The organism is Amycolatopsis sp. cmx-8-4 (genome assembly GCF_046548675.1).
Taxonomy (GTDB): Bacteria; Actinomycetota; Actinomycetes; order Mycobacteriales; family Pseudonocardiaceae; genus Amycolatopsis.
This window is the reverse complement of the sequence record NZ_JAEBDZ010000038.1, coordinates 1-16,272: the sequence shown is the minus strand read 5'-3', so window position 1 is coordinate 16,272 and position 16,272 is coordinate 1. Positions and strand designations below refer to the sequence as shown.

Below are 16,272 nucleotides of genomic sequence, written 5' to 3'. Positions count from 1 at the left end.
TGGTCGCGCCGGGCGTCACTTTGTTACGCCGACCCGGCGATGGCCTCCTCCAGCACCGACCGCATCGACGTCGCCGGACGACCGAGCAGCCGCTCCAGCTCCGGGTCCACCGTCGCGAACTCGCCGCGGCGCGACGCGTGGAACATGCCCAGCAGCATCCGCGCCTGCGGTGCCGGGACGCCGTGGCCGGTCAGCGACTGCACCCACTCCTCGTCGTCCGCCACCACTCGCCGGATCGTGCGGCCCGTCAGCTCCGAGAGGATGCGTGCGACGTCCGTGAGGTCCAGCGCGACCGGGGCGGTCAACGGCGGCGTCGGGCCCTCGAAGGAGCCGTCGGACGCCAGGATGATCGCCGCCGCCTCGGCCAGGTCGGCGTGCGCGGTCCAGGACACCGGGCCGTCCGCCGGGGCGATCAGCTCGCCGGTTTCCAGTGCCGCGCCGAGCAGCTGGGGCACCGTGCTCGCGTAGAAACCGTTGCGCAGCACGGTGAACGGCGTACCCGTCTTGGCCAGGTACGCCTCCGTCGCCGCGTGGTCGGGCATCGGCGCGAACAGCGAATCGTCGGCCGCGCCCTGGTGGCTCGTGTAGAGGATGCGCTCCGCACCCGCGTCCCGGGCGGCCTCGATCGCCGTGACGTGGCTCTGGACCGCCTTCCCGCCCGTCTCGTTCGCCGAAACGATGAGCACCTGCGTGGCGCCCTCGAAAGCCTCCGCGAGGGACTGCGGGTCGCCGAAGTCGCCGCGCCGCACACGCACGCCGAGGTCTCCGGCGCGGCCGACGTCGCGCACGCTGACGCCGATCCGCTCGGCCGGGACGCGCTCGCGCAGCCGCTCGACGATCCGGGAACCGAGCTTGCCGGTCCCACCGGTGATGACGATCATGGTCCACCTCTCGCTAACGTTGATAGTAACGACGTTAGCATCATGGATACCACAGATGCGTTATCATCGAAACCATGAGGACGGTCCGGGGCGAGACGCGCACGAACATCGTCGAGGTCGCGGCGCGGCTCCTGCGCGAACAGGGCGTGGCCGCGGTCACGATCCGCGCCGTCGCGCAGGCGGCCGGCCTGCAACCGCCGGCCATCTACCGGTTCTTCGCGGACAAGGACGCCCTGCTCGACGTCGTCGCCGAGCACGTCTTCAGCACCTACGTCACCGGGAAGAAAATCGACGAGACGGCCGATCCCGTAGCCGACCTGCGCGCCGGCTGGGACGCGCACATCGCCTTCGGCCTCGCCAACGCGGCGTTGTTCGGCCTGCTGATCGACCCGCGGCGGACGTCCGGCGGCGCCGCGGCCGCCGGGCTGGAGGTCCTGCGCGCCCGCGTCCGGCGCGTCGCGGCGACCGGGCGCCTGCGGGTCACCGAACGCCGTGCCGTCGAGGTGATCCACGCCGCCGGCACCGGCGCCGTGCTCACGCTGCTGGCCGTGCCGCCGGACGACCGGGAGCCCGGGCTCGCCGACACCATTTACCAGGCCGTGCTGCACGCGATCCTCGGCGACGCACCGGCGCCCGGCGCCGTCGTGCCGGGACTGTCGAAGCTGACCGCCGCCGAACGCACCTTGCTGGACGAGTGGCTCGGCCGACCCGGCTGAGCTGAGGCAGACTGGGCGGCGTGCCGGAACTCCCCGAGGTCGAGCTCGCCCGTCAGGTCCTCATCGGCGCGCTCGGCCGCAAGATCCGTGACGTCGACGACCACGACGACTGGGTCTGCCGCCCGCACCCGCCCGGCGAGATCGCCGCCGCGCTGACCGGCGGGCGGCTGACCGCCGCGCGCCGGCGCGGCAAGACACTGTGGTGCGAAACCGAGGGCGGCGACGGGCAGCCGGGCCCGAACCTCGGCCTGCACCTGGGGATGGCCGGCCAGCTGCGGCTCGGCGACGAGCGCGGGCCGCTCGGCCCGGAGCAGCTCAGCGGCCGCGTGGAGAAACCCGAGTGGTTCCGGTTCGGGATCACCTTCACCGACGGCGAACAGCTGCTCCTGTTCGACACGCGACGGCTGGGCCGGGTGCGGCTCGACCCCGATCTCGACGCGCTGGGCCCCGACGCCGGCGAGATCTCACGGGCGGACTTCCGGGAGCGCGTCGGCCGCGGCCGGGCGCCGCTGAAGGCACGGCTGCTCGACCAGTCCGTGGTGGCCGGGATCGGCAACCTGCTGGCCGACGAAACCCTGTGGCAGGCCGCGCTGAGCCCGTCGCGGCCGGTGGACGGCCTGACCGGCGACGAGCTCACCGAGCTCCACAAGGCACTGAAGAAGGCGTTGCGCGCCGCGATCAAGCACGGCGGGGTGCACACCGGCGAGATCATCGGGCACCGCCGCGCCGGCGACCACTGCCCCCGCTGCGGCGCGGAGATGGCGCACGGCACGGTCGGCGGCCGGTCGACCTGGTGGTGCTCGAAGGAACAGCTGAACTAACGCGGACCGAGCCCGGTGCGGCCGTCGATCAGCTCGCGCACGACGTCCAGCTGGCCGGCGTGCCGGGCCGTCTCCTCGATCACGTGCAGCACGACCCCGCGCAGGTCGGCGATCTCCGCCTCGGGCAGGTCGGGAAACCGTCCCTTCGACGGCGTGTCGAGCGGCGTCGCGGCGAAGATCTCGTCGGACCGGCGGCATTGTTCGCGGTAGAAGGCGAAAACGACGTCCGGGGCACGCGGGGTGGTCAGCGGCGCGTGGTCGTCGTCCGGCCAGGCGACCGGGCCGGCGGTGCCGGTGACGATCTCCTGGAACCAGAACCGCTCGGCGTACCCGAGGTGCTCCACCATGCCCAGCGGGGTCCAGCCGGACGGCAGGACCGGGGTCGTCAGCGCGGGCTCCCCCAGTCCGTCGAGGATCGCCAGGACGGCGGCCCGCTGGGCGTGCAGGTACCTCAGCAGCATGCGCTTCTCGCCGTCCACGACCGCGGACCTTAGCGGTCCGCGCGGAATTTGTCGGGGGTTGCCGGTAGCGTCGGTTTCATGGCAACACTGGTCACCTTCCACGCCCATCCCGACGACGAGTGCCTGCGCACCGCCGGCGTCATGCGCAAGGCCGTCGAGGACGGCCACCGCGTCGTGCTGGTCGTCGCGACGCGCGGCGAGGTCGGCGAAGTACCCGACGGATTCCTCGCCGAGGGCGAAAAGCTCGAGGACCGCCGCGTCCAGGAGGCGCACGCGGCCGCGAAGATCCTCGGCGTGGAACGCGTCGAGTTCCTCGGCTACCGCGACTCCGGGATGATGGGCGAAGCGACGAACGACGATCCGGCGTGCTTCTGGCAAGCCGACGTCGAAGCGGCCGCCGTCCAGCTCGCGGCGATCCTGCGCGAGGAGTCGGCGAGCGTGCTGACGGTCTACGACGACAACGGCGATTACGGTCACCCCGACCACATCCAGGTCCACCGCGTCGGCGTCCGCGCGGCCGAGCTGGCCGGCACGCCCCGCGTCTTCCAGGCGACGTTCAACCGCGAGTTCATGCAGCGCGGCTTCGACGCGGCGGTCGAGGAGGGCCTGATGCCGCCGGAGGCCCGGCCGAACCCGCCGGAGAACGTCGAGTTCGGCAAGCCCGAGGCCGAGATCACGGCGGCGGTGGACGTCTCGAAGTACGTCGACGCCAAGCGCGCGGCGATGCGCGCCCACCCGAGCCAGATCAGCGAGGACATGTTCATGCTGGCCATGCCGGACGAGGCGTTCGCCTTCGCGTTCGGCACGGAGTGGTACATCCGCGCGGGCCAGGGGCCGGGCATCACGGAGACGGACCTGATGGCCGGACTCTGAACCCGGCAGGGCCGGGAATCGCGGGCCGGACGCAGGCGAGCGGACCGGTTCGGGCTGAGTCGGCTCGGACGGAGTCGGCTCGGACGGAGCCGGGTCCGCTGGATCGCGCTGAGCGAGCGGGGCGGCCGAAGGCCATTCGGCCGCCCCGCCGAAGGCCGGGCGTGCTCAGGCGAGCGCCGCCGTGACGTCCAGTTCCACCAGCTGGTCCGGGTACCCGAGCTGCGCCACCCCCAGCAACGTGCTCGCCGTGGTGAAGGCCGCGCCGAGCGGCGACTCCGTCAGGCGGTCCCAGACCGCCGACAGCGTCGCGCGGTCGGCCGTGACCACGTAGATCACCGTGCGGACCACGTCCTGCGGGGTCGCGCCCGCGAAGGCCAGCGCGGCCAGGGTGTTGGCGACCACCTGATCGGTCTGGGCCAGCACGTCTCCGTCGACGACCTTGCCGTCCGCGGCCAGCGGGCACTGGCCCGCCAGGTACACCGTGCGGCCCGCCGCGGCCACCGTCACGTGGTGGTAGCCCGGCGTCGCGTGCAGGCCGGGCGGGTTCTGCCGTTGAATGGTCACGACCCGCATCATCTCCGGGCGGGCAACCGGATTTCGGGAGGGCGCGTGCGCAGGACCATCGACTGGGCGGACGGCGCGATCGTCATCATCGACCAGACCGCGCTGCCCGGCGACTACCGGCTGCTGGAGCTGCGCACGGTCGGCGAGCTGGTCGACGCCATCAAGCGGCTCGCCGTCCGCGGCGCGCCCGCGCTCGGCGGTGCCGGTGCGCTCGGCGTCGCGCTCGCGGCCCAGCACGGCGGCGACGTCCGGGCCGACGCCGAGCTGGTCGCGGCCGCCCGGCCCACCGCCGTCAACCTGCGGTGGGGGGTAGAACGCGCGCTGGCCAAGCTCGACCAGGGGGCCGACGCCGTCCTCGCCGAAGCGCGAGCCCTGCTGACCGAGGACGAAGAACTCAACCGGACGGCGTCCGCGCACGCCGCCGAGATCGTGCTGGCCGCGTGCCCGCGCCGGCCGCTGCGGCTGCTCAGCCACTGCAACGCCGGCCGGCTCGCGACCGTCGGGTGGGGCAGCGCGCTCGGCGTCGTCTGGCACCTGCACGAGCGCGGGCTCGTCGAGGAGGTGCTCGTCGACGAGACGCGCCCGCTGCTGCAGGGCGCCCGGCTGACGGCGTGGGAGCTGGCGCAGGCCGGCGTGCCCTACCGCGTCCAGCCGGACGGCGCGGCCGCCGCGGCGATGGCCCGCGGGATGGTCGACTGCGTGCTCGTCGGCGCCGACCGGATCGCCGCGAACGGCGACGTGGCCAACAAGATCGGCACCTACGGCCTGGCCATCGCCGCCGCACACCACGGAGTGCCGTTCGTCGTCGTCGCGCCGTCGTCCACAGTGGACAGTTCACTCGCGGACGGCACGGGCATCACCATCGAGGAACGCGACGCCCGCGAGCTCACCGAATACGCCGGTACCGGCATCACTCCGCCGGGCGCCGAGGTGTTCAACCCCGCGTTCGACGTCACCCCGGCGGCACTGATCACCGCCGTGGTCACCGAAAACGGCCGCTACGTTCCCTAGGGACGCGGGCCGATCTCGCGGCCGCCGTCGGTCACCAGGATCGCCATCGCCGGGCACGAGTCGGCGGCGTCGAGCACCGTCTCGTCCGCGTCGACCTCGCTCGTGACCGTGCGCGCGACGGCACCGTCCAGGGCGAACACCTCGGGCATCAGGGACGCGCACATCCCCGATCCGATGCAGGTGTGTTCGTCGACCTCCACGTGCCAGCTCATGGTCACCTTCCGAATCACCAGCCGATCGGCATCGACCGCGGTCCGCGGACGAGCATCTGCGTCTTCCACACGATATCGCCCGCGAGGTGCAGCCCGGGCAGCTCGGTGACCAACGCGCGGAGCGCCTCCTGCAGCTCGAGGCGCGCGAGCGGCGCGCCGAGGCAGTGGTGGACGCCGTGACCGAAGCCGAGGTGGTGGTTGTCGCCGCGGTCGAAGCGCAGCCGGTCCGCGTCGTCGAACTGCAGGCGGTCGCGGTTGGCCGCGCCGACCGCCACCAGCACCGGCTCGCCCGCCCGCACGAGCACGCCGCCGACCTCGATGTCCTCGGTGGCGTAGCGCGCGAACCCGGCGCCGGCGCCCAGCGGCACGAACCGCAGCAGCTCCTCGACCGCGGCCGGGATCAGGTCCGGGTCCTCCCGCAACCGCTTCCACTGCCCGGGCTGGTCCAGCAGCGCGTAGACGAAGTTGGGGATCTGGCTCGCGGTGGTCTCGTGGCCGGCGACGAGGATGCCGACGCACAGGTCCACCAGCTCCAGCTCGGTCAGCCGGTCGCGGGTGTCGCGGGCCTCGATCAACGCCGTCATCAGGTCGTCCTGCGGCGCCGAGCGGTGTTCGGCGATCAGGCCGCGCATGTAGTCGCGCAGCTCCTCGCGGTTGCGCTCGAACTCCTCGGGCGTCAGCCCGCTGGTGGACAGCGCGGCGTCGCTCCAGACGCGGAACTTCGGCCGGTCCGCGACCGGGACGCCGAGCAGCTCGCAGATCACGGCGACCGGGATCGGCAGCGCGTAGGCGTCGACGAGGTCCGCGGTCGCCCCGGCGGCCTTCATGTCGGCGATCAGCTCGGCCGCGAGCCGGGCGACGCGCGGCCGGAGCAGCTCGACGCGGCGCATGGTGAACGCCTTCGCGACGAGCGTCCGCAGCCGCGTGTGGTCGGGCGGGTCCATCTGCAGGATGCCGCCGTCGCGCTGCACGGGCGAGCGGCGAGGAGCGTCCTTCTCCTTCTCCATCGCCCGTGAGAAGCGGCGGTCCCCCAGCACGAGCCGGGCGTCGGCGTAGCGCGTGGCCAGCCAGGCGGGCTCGCCGTAGGTCATCTTGACCCGCACCATGCCGTCCGCGTCACGGGCGGCGGCGTAGGCCTCGTTCAGGTCGAGCCCGGCCTCCTCGTTGAACGGGTACGCGAGCGCCGCGGTGTGCGTGGTGGTCATGCGGGAACCCCCGTGGTCTCGTTTGTAAGCAACCGCTTGCAAACGCTACACAGCTTCGGGGCTCACGTCGAGCGTTCCGGCGACCACGCTGCGTACACCGCGGGCGGCTCAGCCGGCGGGCTGCCAGAGTTCGACGCGGTTGCCCTCGGGGTCGGTGACCCAGCCGAACTTGCCGACGCCGTCGAACTCCTGGGCCTCGGCCGCGACGTCGGCGCCGAGGTCGCGCAGCTGCGCCAGCATGGCGTCGAGGTCGCGGACCCGGAAGTTGAGCATCGTGTGCTGGGAGCGCGCGCCGAAGTAGTCGGTGTCCGCCTCGAACGGCGCGAAGACCGTGGTGCCCGCCTCCTGCTGCCAGGCTCCGTGCTCGTCGGTGTCGAGGCCGAGCTTCTCCCGGTACCAGGCGCCGAGCGCCGCCGGATCCGCCGCGCGGAGGAAGTACCCACCGATGCCGGTCACACGTTCCATGCCGCGATCCTGCCAGGTCGCGGCGCCGCCCCGGACGACGGAAAGTTTCCGGCCGGTTGTCACCACGAGCCATTGCCGAGTCACGGAAACCTAGGTTACGGTGACCTAGGTGTGGATCGAGATCCTGCTGCTGTCGAGACTGGCCCGCGAGCCGATGCACGGTTACGAGCTGCGCAAGGCCGTGGAGGCCTCGACCGGCCACACCTTGTCGAACAACTCGCTGTACCCGACGCTGCGGCGCTTCGTCGACGCCGGCGCGGTGAGCCGCAGCGCGGAGGAACAGGAGGCCAAACCGCCGCGGCACGTCTACACCGTCACCGACGTCGGGCGGGAGCTGCTGCACGACATGCTCGCCGACTTCCCGGACGACCTCGCGCTCAACGAAGCCGAGTTCCTCGCCAGGGTGGGGAACTTCGGCTGGCTGCGCGAAGGCGAGCGGAGCCGCGTCATCGACGTCCGCGACCGCGGGCTCGCGGCCGAGCGCGACCGGCTGACCCGGCTGCTCGCCGAGCAGGCCGATCCGTGGAGCCGGGCGACCATGCAGCACGTCTGCGAGCAGTTCGACACCGAACGCGCCTGGCTCGCCGAACTGAAACGAGGAGCGGTTTCATGACCACCACCGAAGAGACCCCTCGGCTGCCCTTCGCCCGCGCCAACGCGCTCGCGATCGCGCCGGACTACGAAGCGCTCCGGCGGCAGGCCCCGGTCAGCCGGGTGCTCACCCCCGCCGGCGACCCGGCGTGGCTGGTGACGTCGTTCGAGGAAGCCAAGGAAGTGTTCCGCGACAAGCGTTTCGGCCGGTCGCACCCGGCGCCCGAGCAGGCGTCGCGCATCTCCCACGCCGCGATCCAGGACGGCCCGAGCGGCGACTTCGACACCGAAGAGCAGGAGCACAAGCGGATGCGCCGGATGCTGGCGCCCGCGTTCTCCGCGCCGCGGATGCGCGCCCTCGGCGACCGGATCGAGGAGCTGACCACCCGTTGCCTCGACGACATGCGGGCGGCGCACGACGCCCACCCCGGCGAGCCGGTCAACCTGACCGAGCTGCTCGCGTTCCCCTTGCCCGTGCTGGTGATCTGCGAGCTGCTCGGCGTCCCGTTCGACGACCGCGAGCACTTCCGAAACCTGTCGGAGCGGATCGCGGTGATGGACGGCGGCGCCGACGCGCAGGCCGCGATGACCGAGTTCAAGGACTACATGACCGGCCTGGCCGACGCCAAGCGCTCGAACCCGCAGCCGGACGTCATCTCCGACATGGTCGCGGTCCAGGCCGACGACCCGGCCTTCACCGACGACGACCTCGCCCGGCTCGCCGCCGGGCTGCTCTTCGCCGGCCACGAGACGACGTCCACCCGGATCGCGATGGGCGTGCTGTTCCTGCTCACCGACACCGCCCGCCGCGACCGCTTCGTGGCCGATCCCGATGGCGAGGTGAACCAGACCGTCGAGGAGATCCTGCGGATGACCGCCACCAGCGGCACCGGCCTGCTGCGCTACGCGCACGAGGACGTCGAGGTCGCCGGGACCCGGATCATGCGCGGCGACGCCGTGCTCATCTCCAGCGACGCGGCCAACCGCGACGCCGCGGCGTTCGCCGACCCGGACGAGTTCGACCCGGGCCGCACCCCGAACGTCCACCTCGCCTTCGGCACCGGCGCGCACGTCTGCATCGGCGCCAACCTGGCCCGCACCGAGCTGCGGACGGTCTTCCCCGCCCTCTTCCGCGCCTTCCCGGACATGCGCCTGGCCGTCGGCCTCGACGACATCGCCGTCCGCGTGAACCGCGTCGCGGGCGGCGTCGACCGCGTCCCCGTCACCTGGTGAGGAGCACCCCGTGAAGATCAGCGTCGACACCGGGAAGTGCGTCTCGTCGGGCCAGTGCGTGCTGCTGGCGCCGGAGACGTTCGACCAGAACGAAGACGACGGCACGGTGGTCCTCCTCGCGGAGGAACCGCCGGCCGGTGAGCGGGACGCGGCGCGCCAGGCGGAGCTGTCCTGCCCGGCCGCGGCGATCCGGCTCGCCGACGCCTGACCGCACCGCACCCGCGTCCGGTTTGCCGGTTAACCTTCAGCGGTGACCGAACAGCCAGGCCGGAAGCGGGACGCCGCCGCGACGCGCCTGGCGCTGCTCGACGCCGCCGCGGACCTGTTCGCCGACCGGGGTTTCGACCGGACCACCGTGCGGGACATCGCGAAGGAAGCGGGCGCCAACCAGTCGCTGCTCTTCCGCTACTTCGGCAGCAAAGAGGCGTTGTTCGAGGCGGTCATCGCGCGGAACACGCGTGAGCAGATCGCCTCGAACGCGCCGGAACGGCTGTTCAGCGCGACCTTGCGCGCCATGCTGGAGCCGGGCGGCGAGCGGAACCGCACGCTGGAGACGTACCTGCGGTCGCCGGGCAGCGACAGCGCCGCGGCCGCGATGCGGCAGGAGCTGGGCCGCGAGTACGCCGGCACGCTGGCGGGCCTGACCGACGCACCGGACGCCGAGCTGCGCGCCGATCTCGCGCTGGCCTGGCTGCTGGGCATCGGGCTGGTCCGCGAGGTCACCGCGAAGGAACCCCTGGCCAGCGCCGACCCGGAAGACATCTGCCGTCTGGTGCTGGCCGCCACCCGGACCTTGCTGGAGCGCACCGAATAACGCTCGACCAAGGCGGCACTTTCACGTGAAAGTGCCGCCTCGTCAGGGCAACGCGCGCCGCAGCAACTCCGCCAGGTGCACCGCTTGGCGGCCCGACTCCTGGGCGATCTGCGTCCGGCAGCTGAAGCCGTCGGAGACGACCACCGTTTCGGGGGATGCCGCGCGGATCGCCGGGAGCATGCGGTCCTCCGCCACCGCCTTCGAGACGTCGTAGTGGCCGCGCTCGAAGCCGAAGTTGCCCGCCAGGCCACAACATCCCGAGTCGAGCGTCGTGTTGCGGACGCCCGCCGCCGCCATCGCCGACTCGTCGGCCGTGAAGCCGAGGACCGCGTGCTGGTGGCAGTGGACCTGGGTGATCGCGTCGACGTCCAGCGCCGCGAACGGGATCGGGGCGCGCTCCAGCAGCTCCGCGAAGGTGGCCGTGCGTGACGCCAGCAGCGACGCGCGCTCGTCGTCCGGCAGGAGGGCCGGCAGGTCGCCGCGGAACAGCGCCGTGCAGCTCGGCTCCAGCCCGGCGACCTCGTACCCCGCGTCCAGGTAGGGCGCCAGCACGTCCAGGGTCCGGCGCAGCACCCGGCGGGCGACGTCGAGCTGGCCGGTCGAGACCCACGTCAGTCCACAACAGACACCGCGGCCGGGCAGCACGACGTCGTAGCCGGCCGCGGTCAGCACCTCGTGGGCCGCGTCGAGGACCGAGGGCGTCAGGTAGTTGTTGAACGAATCCGGCCACAGCACCACTTTCCGGTCGCCGGACGCGCGGCGCCGCAGGTCCGCCCGCGCCGTCGTGAACGGCTTCCGCGCGAACTCCGGCAGCGCGCGCTCCGGCGCGATCCCGCCCAGCCGTTTCAGCAGGCCGGACAGCCGCGGCGAGCGGCCGACGGCGTTGGCCAGCCGCGGCGCCCGCGCGCTGGCCCGCAGCCACAGCGGCAGCCAGCCCATCGAGTAGTGCGCCGCCGGGCGCAGCCGCCGCCGGTAGTGCTGGTGCAGGAACTCCGCCTTGTACGTCGCCATGTCGACGTCCACCGGGCAGTCCGACAGGCAGCCCTTGCAGGACAAGCACAAGTCGAGCGCGTCGTGGACCTCGGCGGAGCGCCAGCCGTCCGTGATGACCTCGCCGTTGAGCATCTCCGCGAGCAGGTGCGCCCGCCCGCGCGTCGAGTGCTGCTCTTCACGGGTGGCGCGGTAACTCGGGCACATGACGCCGCCGCCGCTGGTGTTGCGGCACTTCCCCACGCCGACGCAGCGGCGCATCGCCTGCCCGAAACTCCCCCGGTCCTCCGGGTAGCCGAGCACCGTGACGTCCTCGAGGGACAGTGGCGCCGGGCGCACGCGCAGGTTCGCGTCGACCTTGCGCGGCTCGACGATGATGCCGGGGTTCATCCGCCCGGCCGGGTCGAAGATCGCCTTGAACCGCGCGAAGACGGCCATCATATCCGGGCTGTACATCCGGGACAGCAGCTCCGACCGGGCCTGGCCGTCGCCGTGTTCGCCGGACAGGGAGCCGCCGTGGGCCGCGACGAGGTCCGCGGCCTCCTCCAGGAACCGCCGGAACGCGGCGATCCCTTGCTGCGACAGGAGATCGAAGTCCAGCCGCAGGTGCAGACAGCCCTCGCCGTAGTGGCCGTAGACGACGCTCTTGCGCCCGTGCGCGCGCATGAGGTCCTTGAACTCGCGCAGGTACGCGCCGAGCCGCTCCGGCGGGACGGCCGCGTCCTCCCAGCCCGGCCACGCCTCCGAGCCGTCCGCGAGCCGGGTCGCCAGGCCCGCGCCCTCCTCGCGGATCCGCCACAGCTTGCGCTGCGCGACCGGGTCGTCCAGCACGACGGACCCGGTCAGCTCCAGCGACGCGGCCAGCGCGCGGGCGCGTCCGGCGGCCTCGGCCGGGTCCGCGCCGGCCAGCTCGACGAACAGCCACGCGCCGCCCGGCGGCAGGTCGTTGCCGCGGCCGGGGAGCATCGCGACCAGCTCGGCGTCGACGCCTTCGACGGTCAGCGGCGACCACGGCAGGATCGACGGCACCGCGTCGGCCGCCGCGATGTCGGACGGGAAGCCCAGCACGGCCAGCACCCGGTGCCGCGGCAGCTCGGCCAGCGCGACCGTCGCCTCCAGCACCGTGACGCATGTGCCTTCCGAGCCGACCAGCGCCTTGGCGACGTCGAAGCCGTTCTCGGGCAACAGGTGCTCCAGGCCGTAGCCGGAGACGCGCCGCGGCCACGGCGAAAGTTCCTTGCGCAGCAAGGCCAGGTTGTCCCGCACCAGCGCGCGCAGCTCGTCGAAGATCCGGCCTTCGGCAGGCTCGTCCGGGCCGAGCCGCAGCCGCGTGCCGTCGTAGAGCAGGACGTCCAGCGAGCGCACGACGTCGGCCGTGCGGCCCCACGCCACCGAGTGCGAGCCGCACGCGTTGTTGCCGATCATCCCGCCGATCGTGCAGCGGCTGTGCGTCGAGGGGTCCGGGCCGAACCGCAGTCCGTGCGGCGCCGCGACGGCTTGCAGGTCGTCCAGCACGGTCCCGGGCAGCACCCGCGCGAGCCGCGTCTGCGGGTCGAGCGAGAGCACCCCGCCGACGTGGCGCGAGGTGTCGATCACCAGCCCGGGCCCGCACGCGTTCCCGGCGACGCTGGTGCCGCCGCCGCGGGCGATCACCGGCAGGTCCCGGGCGCGGGCGGCGGCGACCGCGGCGACGACGTCGTCGACGGTCTCCGGCAGCACGACGCCCCGGGGCACGTGGCGGTAGTTGGAGGCGTCGGTCGTGTACAGCGCGAGCGTGGCGGTGTCGGTGAGGATCTCCACGCCCCCATTCAAGTCGATCGGTGGCACGATCCGCTGTGTGACGATCGACTTGCACGCCCACAGCACGGCCTCGGACGGCACGACCCCGCCCGCGGACCTGCCCCGGCTGGCGGCCCGGGCGGGCCTGACCGTGGTCGCGCTCACCGACCACGACACGTTCGCAGGCCTGGCTCTTGCGGCGCCCGCCGCCGCGGAAGCCGGGATCGAGCTGGTGCCCGGCGTCGAGATCTCCTGCCGCCTCGACGACGCCGAGGTGCACCTGCTCGGCTACTTCGCCGACCCGGCGGACGCGTCGCTGGCGGCCGAGCTGGAGCTGATCCGCACCGACCGCGCCCGCCGCGCGGTCCGGATGGTGGACCGCTGCCGCGAGCTGGGCGCACCGATCACGCTGGCCCAGGTGGAGACGATCGCCGCTGGCGCCCCCTTGGGCCGCCCCCACATCGCGGCGGCGCTGGTGGCCTCGGGGGTGACGACCGACGCGTTCACGCCGGACTGGCTCGCCGACGGCGGCCGCGCGGACGTCCCGAAGCACGTCCTGCCCACAGCGGCCGCGATCGCCCTGGTCCGCGCGGCCGGCGGCACGGCGGTGCTGGCCCACCCACGCTCGTCGAAGCGCCGGGCGGAGGTGTCGGACACTCAGCTGGCGACGTTGGCCGCGGCGGGCCTCACCGGGGTCGAGACGGACCACCCGGAGCAACCGCCGGAGGTCGGACGCCGGCTGCGAGAGGTCGCGGCGGAGCTGGGGCTGCTGGCGACGGGCTCGAGCGACTTCCACGGCGACCGCAAGCCGGTGCGCCTCGGCGACTTCACGACGGCGCCCGAGGTGCTGGCCGCCCTGCGCCCCTGAGCCTGGGTGAGCCGCGCGCGCCCCGGCCGCCGTGCCGTGAGGGGCACCCTCAGGGCGCTCAAGTCCCTGAGGGTGCCCCTCACGACTTCACGGCCGTGAAGGTGCCCCTCACGGCGCTTACCGCCCTGAAGGTGCCCCTCACGACCTCCGGCTTCAGCGAGAGCCGGGCGCGGTGAGGCGGCGCTCGGCCAGCGCGGCCGCCTCCTGCAACGGCGTCGTCGAGTGGGACCGCGCCGCCGCGAGGATGGCTTCGACCGTCCCTTCGATCGACTCGACGCGGGCCAGCGCCGCGTCGTGGTCCTGGCCCTCCGCCTCCCGCGAGAGCGTGTACAGGATCCCGCCCGCGCTCGCGACGTAGTCCGGCACCCACAGCACACCCCGGGCGGCCAGCGCGTCCGCGACGGCGTCGTCGGTCAGCTGGTTGTTCGCCGGGCCCACCACCAGCGGCGTGTCGAGCCGGGCCACGCTCTCCGGGCTCAGCACGCCGCCCACCGCCGCCGGGATCACGACGTCCGCCGTCAGGGTGAGCGCTTTCTCCGGCGGAACCCACTCGAAGTCGCGAGCCTCGGCACGCTTCGCCGGGTCGACGTCCGACACGACGACCGACGCACCCGCGGCCCGCAGGCTCGCGGCCAGGTGGGCCCCGACCGCGCCGTAGCCGCTGATCACCACCCGGCGGCCGGCCATCGAGCGTGTGCCCGACGCCGCCCGCAGCGCGGCGAGGACGCCGATCGCCGTCGGGCCGCTGGACGAGCCCGTGCCGCCCGCGGACTCGGGTGTGCAGAACGCGTGCGGCGAGACCTCGCGCAGCACCTGCATGTCGGCCGGGCCGGTGCCGACGTCCGGGCCCGCGAGGTACGCGCCGTCGAACGAGGCGATCAGCTCCGCGTGGTCCAAAAGGACGTCTCGCCGTTCCGCCGGAGAGAGCACCCGGCCGGGCTCCAGCGCGATGACGCTCTTCGCGCCGCCGAAGCCGAGGCCGGCGACCGCGCACTTCGCGGTCATCGCCGCCGACAGGCGCAGGACGTCGTCGACGGCGTCGGTCAGGCTCGGATAGGCCTTGAGGCGGCAGCCGCCGACGGCCGGGCCGAGGACGCTCGAATGGATCGCCACCATCGTGGTGACGCCGGATCGGCGGCCACGGCGGGCGATGAGCTGCTCATGTGCGGTCATGAGCACTGAAGTTAGAGTGATCATCGGCGATATCGACATGTCGCCGAACTAAATTCGGTTACCAACGGGAGGTCCCGGTGCTGGACGAACTTGATTCGGCGATCGTGCGCATGCTGCAGGAGGACGCCCGGCAGACCAACCGCGAGATCGCCCGGAAGGTCGGCATCGCGCCGTCGACGTGCCTCGAACGGATCCGGCTGCTGCGGGAGCGCGGCGTCATCCGCGGCTACCACGCCGACATCGACCTCGCGAGCCTCAACCGCGGCGTCCGGGCCCTGGTCGCGGCGCAGGTGCGGCCGCTGAGCCGGGCCGTCATCGACACCTTCCAGCGTTCGATCGCCGAACTGCCGGAGGTGCTTTCGGTCTACGTGACCGCCGGCAGCGACGATTTCCTGATCGAAGTCACCGCCCCCGACATCGACGGGCTGCACGCCTTCCTCACCGACCGCCTCGCGATCCGCCGGGAGATCGTCGGCTTCCGCACTTCGATCATTTTCCGGCACCTGCGCAAGACGACGTTGGAACCACTGGCCTAAGGGGTACCCGGACGAAGACTGCGCATCACCCCTGAATACACCCCCTGAATACCCGGATTCGCACGCTGAGAGGGGAAACTGCCGGTGGTGAAGCGTCTAATGATTGACGACGGAAGGAGGCACCGCCATGATCACCACGTTGAACCATCGTGAGCGGGCCACACTGAGAGCCGTGGCCGAGGGTCACGCCGAAATCAGCTGCAGCTGCGAGCCCGACCTCTTCATCGACGGCCTGAGCTGCTGCGACCAGTCCACCGTGCACCGGCTCGCCCGCCTGGGCCTGATCGCGCCGGCCCGCCCGGGCAAGTGCGGCCAGCGCGTCCCGGCACTACTCACCGAAGCCGGTTCGCAAGCACTGGGTGAGGTCTTCGCGACCGCCGCGTAATTGCGTTGCCGCGCAGTGGGGGCCCTGCCAGCATCGCCCGAATGCACGTATTCCTCGAGACCGAGCGGCTGATCCTGCGCCGGTTCACCGAGAGCGACGCCGACGCGCTGTTCGACCTCTACGACGACGCCGCGGTGATGAAGTACCTCAACGGGGGCCGGCCCGCGGATCGCACGGAGATCGTCACCCTCGACCTCCCCGCGTTCCTCGGCTACTACGAGCGGTTCCCCGGTTACGGGTTCTGGGCCGCGATCGAGAAGAGCACGGGCGATTTCCTGGGCTGGTTCCACTTCCGCCCGCGGCCGGCGGACCCGCCCGACGAACCCGAACTGGGCTACCGGCTGCACCGAGCGGCCTGGGGCAAGGGCTACGGCACCGAAGGCTCGATGGCGCTGCTCGCGAAAGGCTTCGACGACCTGGGGGTCAAGCGCGTCACGGCGTTCACCATGACGGTGAACCAGCGCTCGCGGCGCGTCATGGAAAAGCTGGGGATGACGTTCATCCGCACGTACTTCGACGAGTTCCCGGAGCACGACCTCGCCCCGGGTGCGGAACACGGCGAAGTCGAGTACGCGATCACGCGCGAGCAGTGGGGGTCGCGGTCGTGAGTGTTCAGGGCGGTTAGAACCGCCCTGAACACTCACGACGAGCTGCGGCAGAAGGCTCAGCCGTGGACCTCGAACTCGTAGATCCG

At 72.6% G+C, this 16,272-nt stretch carries 20 protein-coding genes; 12 read left to right on the top strand and 8 right to left on the bottom strand.

Going from position 1 to position 16,272, the window contains the following annotated elements; translation table 11 throughout:
* Positions 1-23 precede the first annotated feature (23 nt).
* On the bottom strand, positions 24-881 hold the full coding sequence (locus tag ACLJQZ_RS42755) for an NAD(P)H-binding protein (RefSeq protein ID WP_410626804.1): 858 nt from the start codon (positions 879-881) through the stop codon (positions 24-26).
* 74 nt (positions 882-955) lie between these two features.
* Between ACLJQZ_RS42755 and ACLJQZ_RS42750 the strand changes: the two genes are divergently transcribed.
* Both ACLJQZ_RS42750 and ACLJQZ_RS42745 read left to right on the top strand, forming a co-directional pair.
* A complete protein-coding gene (locus ACLJQZ_RS42750; protein ID WP_410626802.1) occupies positions 956-1,597 on the top strand; it encodes a TetR/AcrR family transcriptional regulator in 642 nt (213 codons plus the stop codon).
* Between the two features lie 20 nt (positions 1,598-1,617).
* Positions 1,618-2,418, top strand: a complete 801-nt coding sequence (locus ACLJQZ_RS42745; RefSeq protein WP_410626800.1) for an Fpg/Nei family DNA glycosylase — start codon at positions 1,618-1,620, stop codon at positions 2,416-2,418.
* On the opposite strand, the gene ACLJQZ_RS42740 is transcribed toward ACLJQZ_RS42745, so the two are convergent.
* Entirely contained in the window at positions 2,415-2,897 is a 483-nt protein-coding gene (locus ACLJQZ_RS42740; protein ID WP_410626798.1) for a DinB family protein, read from the bottom strand. The two genes, ACLJQZ_RS42745 and ACLJQZ_RS42740, sit on opposite strands and share 4 nt — an antisense overlap.
* A gap of 60 nt (positions 2,898-2,957) precedes the next feature.
* Here ACLJQZ_RS42740 and ACLJQZ_RS42735 point away from each other — a divergent pair, with 60 nt between their 5' ends.
* Positions 2,958-3,752: a PIG-L family deacetylase gene (locus ACLJQZ_RS42735; RefSeq protein WP_410626796.1), complete on the top strand. Its 795-nt coding sequence runs from the start codon at positions 2,958-2,960 to the stop codon at positions 3,750-3,752.
* A 165-nt stretch (positions 3,753-3,917) separates the two neighbouring features.
* Here the strand turns inward: ACLJQZ_RS42735 and ACLJQZ_RS42730 are convergent, their stop codons facing one another.
* A complete protein-coding gene (locus ACLJQZ_RS42730; RefSeq protein WP_410626905.1) occupies positions 3,918-4,325 on the bottom strand; it encodes a RidA family protein in 408 nt (135 codons plus the stop codon).
* A gap of 36 nt (positions 4,326-4,361) precedes the next feature.
* On the opposite strand from ACLJQZ_RS42730, the gene mtnA reads away from it, so the two are divergent.
* The gene (gene mtnA / locus ACLJQZ_RS42725) at positions 4,362-5,327 is read left to right on the top strand and encodes an S-methyl-5-thioribose-1-phosphate isomerase (RefSeq protein WP_410626794.1); all 966 of its coding nucleotides are present in this window, start codon (positions 4,362-4,364) and stop codon (positions 5,325-5,327) included.
* On the opposite strand, the gene ACLJQZ_RS42720 is transcribed toward mtnA, so the two are convergent.
* From ACLJQZ_RS42720 to ACLJQZ_RS42710, 3 genes are all read right to left on the bottom strand, one after another.
* Positions 5,324-5,539 carry a ferredoxin gene (locus ACLJQZ_RS42720; protein WP_247055834.1) on the bottom strand — a complete coding sequence of 72 codons (216 nt, stop codon included), beginning with the start codon at positions 5,537-5,539 and terminating at the stop codon, positions 5,324-5,326. The two genes, mtnA and ACLJQZ_RS42720, sit on opposite strands and share 4 nt — an antisense overlap.
* Before the next feature lie 14 nt (positions 5,540-5,553).
* A complete protein-coding gene (locus tag ACLJQZ_RS42715) occupies positions 5,554-6,744 on the bottom strand; it encodes a cytochrome P450 (RefSeq protein WP_410626792.1) in 1,191 nt (396 codons plus the stop codon).
* A 108-nt stretch (positions 6,745-6,852) separates the two neighbouring features.
* A complete protein-coding gene (locus tag ACLJQZ_RS42710) occupies positions 6,853-7,209 on the bottom strand; it encodes a VOC family protein (protein WP_410626790.1) in 357 nt (118 codons plus the stop codon).
* Positions 7,210-7,318: 109 nt separating this feature from the next.
* Between ACLJQZ_RS42710 and ACLJQZ_RS42705 the strand changes: the two genes are divergently transcribed.
* The 4 genes from ACLJQZ_RS42705 to ACLJQZ_RS42690 are packed head-to-tail and all read left to right on the top strand — an operon-like array spanning position 7,319 to position 9,847.
* The gene (locus tag ACLJQZ_RS42705; protein WP_410626788.1) at positions 7,319-7,822 is read left to right on the top strand and encodes a PadR family transcriptional regulator; all 504 of its coding nucleotides are present in this window, start codon (positions 7,319-7,321) and stop codon (positions 7,820-7,822) included.
* A complete protein-coding gene (locus tag ACLJQZ_RS42700; protein ID WP_410626786.1) occupies positions 7,819-9,033 on the top strand; it encodes a cytochrome P450 in 1,215 nt (404 codons plus the stop codon). The genes ACLJQZ_RS42705 and ACLJQZ_RS42700 overlap by 4 nt, the downstream gene beginning before the upstream one ends.
* Positions 9,034-9,043: 10 nt before the next feature.
* Positions 9,044-9,241, top strand: a complete 198-nt coding sequence (locus tag ACLJQZ_RS42695) for a ferredoxin (protein ID WP_410626784.1) — start codon at positions 9,044-9,046, stop codon at positions 9,239-9,241.
* A 42-nt stretch (positions 9,242-9,283) separates the two neighbouring features.
* Positions 9,284-9,847 (top strand): TetR family transcriptional regulator, encoded by a 564-nt coding sequence (locus ACLJQZ_RS42690; RefSeq protein ID WP_410626782.1) that lies wholly within the window; start codon positions 9,284-9,286, stop codon positions 9,845-9,847.
* Between the two features lie 42 nt (positions 9,848-9,889).
* Here the strand turns inward: ACLJQZ_RS42690 and ACLJQZ_RS42685 are convergent, their stop codons facing one another.
* Complete coding sequence (locus ACLJQZ_RS42685; RefSeq protein ID WP_410626780.1) at positions 9,890-12,637, bottom strand: FAD-binding and (Fe-S)-binding domain-containing protein; 2,748 nt, start codon at positions 12,635-12,637, stop codon at positions 9,890-9,892.
* Between the two features lie 37 nt (positions 12,638-12,674).
* Here ACLJQZ_RS42685 and ACLJQZ_RS42680 point away from each other — a divergent pair, with 37 nt between their 5' ends.
* Complete coding sequence (locus ACLJQZ_RS42680) at positions 12,675-13,484, top strand: PHP domain-containing protein (RefSeq protein WP_410626779.1); 810 nt, start codon at positions 12,675-12,677, stop codon at positions 13,482-13,484.
* Between the two features lie 153 nt (positions 13,485-13,637).
* On the opposite strand, the gene ACLJQZ_RS42675 is transcribed toward ACLJQZ_RS42680, so the two are convergent.
* Positions 13,638-14,657: a Glu/Leu/Phe/Val dehydrogenase dimerization domain-containing protein gene (locus tag ACLJQZ_RS42675; RefSeq protein WP_410626777.1), complete on the bottom strand. Its 1,020-nt coding sequence runs from the start codon at positions 14,655-14,657 to the stop codon at positions 13,638-13,640.
* 80 nt (positions 14,658-14,737) lie between these two features.
* Here ACLJQZ_RS42675 and ACLJQZ_RS42670 point away from each other — a divergent pair, with 80 nt between their 5' ends.
* From ACLJQZ_RS42670 to ACLJQZ_RS42660, 3 genes are all read left to right on the top strand, one after another.
* A complete protein-coding gene (locus tag ACLJQZ_RS42670) occupies positions 14,738-15,193 on the top strand; it encodes an Lrp/AsnC family transcriptional regulator (RefSeq protein WP_410626903.1) in 456 nt (151 codons plus the stop codon).
* Between the two features lie 127 nt (positions 15,194-15,320).
* Positions 15,321-15,578 carry a hypothetical protein gene (locus ACLJQZ_RS42665; RefSeq protein ID WP_247055854.1) on the top strand — a complete coding sequence of 86 codons (258 nt, stop codon included), beginning with the start codon at positions 15,321-15,323 and terminating at the stop codon, positions 15,576-15,578.
* 41 nt (positions 15,579-15,619) lie between these two features.
* Positions 15,620-16,186, top strand: coding sequence for a GNAT family N-acetyltransferase (locus tag ACLJQZ_RS42660; RefSeq protein ID WP_410626776.1), 567 nt, complete (start codon positions 15,620-15,622; stop codon positions 16,184-16,186).
* Positions 16,187-16,272: the final 86 nt, after the last annotated feature.

Excerpts from the sequence above, each read along its gene's own strand:
- ACLJQZ_RS42730 (WP_410626905.1), bottom strand. The coding sequence starts at position 4,325 with ATGCGGGTCGTGACCATTCAACGGCAGAACCCGCCCGGCCTGCACGCG.
- ACLJQZ_RS42700 (WP_410626786.1), top strand. The coding sequence starts at position 7,819 with ATGACCACCACCGAAGAGACCCCTCGGCTGCCCTTCGCCCGCGCCAAC.
- ACLJQZ_RS42715 (WP_410626792.1), bottom strand. The coding sequence starts at position 6,744 with ATGACCACCACGCACACCGCGGCGCTCGCGTACCCGTTCAACGAGGAG.
- ACLJQZ_RS42660 (WP_410626776.1), top strand. The coding sequence starts at position 15,620 with ATGCACGTATTCCTCGAGACCGAGCGGCTGATCCTGCGCCGGTTCACC.
- ACLJQZ_RS42735 (WP_410626796.1), top strand. The coding sequence starts at position 2,958 with ATGGCAACACTGGTCACCTTCCACGCCCATCCCGACGACGAGTGCCTG.
- ACLJQZ_RS42665 (WP_247055854.1), top strand. The coding sequence starts at position 15,321 with ATGATCACCACGTTGAACCATCGTGAGCGGGCCACACTGAGAGCCGTG.
- ACLJQZ_RS42750 (WP_410626802.1), top strand. The coding sequence starts at position 956 with ATGAGGACGGTCCGGGGCGAGACGCGCACGAACATCGTCGAGGTCGCG.
- ACLJQZ_RS42710 (WP_410626790.1), bottom strand. The coding sequence starts at position 7,209 with ATGGAACGTGTGACCGGCATCGGTGGGTACTTCCTCCGCGCGGCGGAT.
- ACLJQZ_RS42675 (WP_410626777.1), bottom strand. The coding sequence starts at position 14,657 with ATGACCGCACATGAGCAGCTCATCGCCCGCCGTGGCCGCCGATCCGGC.
- ACLJQZ_RS42720 (WP_247055834.1), bottom strand. The coding sequence starts at position 5,539 with ATGAGCTGGCACGTGGAGGTCGACGAACACACCTGCATCGGATCGGGG.
- ACLJQZ_RS42755 (WP_410626804.1), bottom strand. The coding sequence starts at position 881 with ATGATCGTCATCACCGGTGGGACCGGCAAGCTCGGTTCCCGGATCGTC.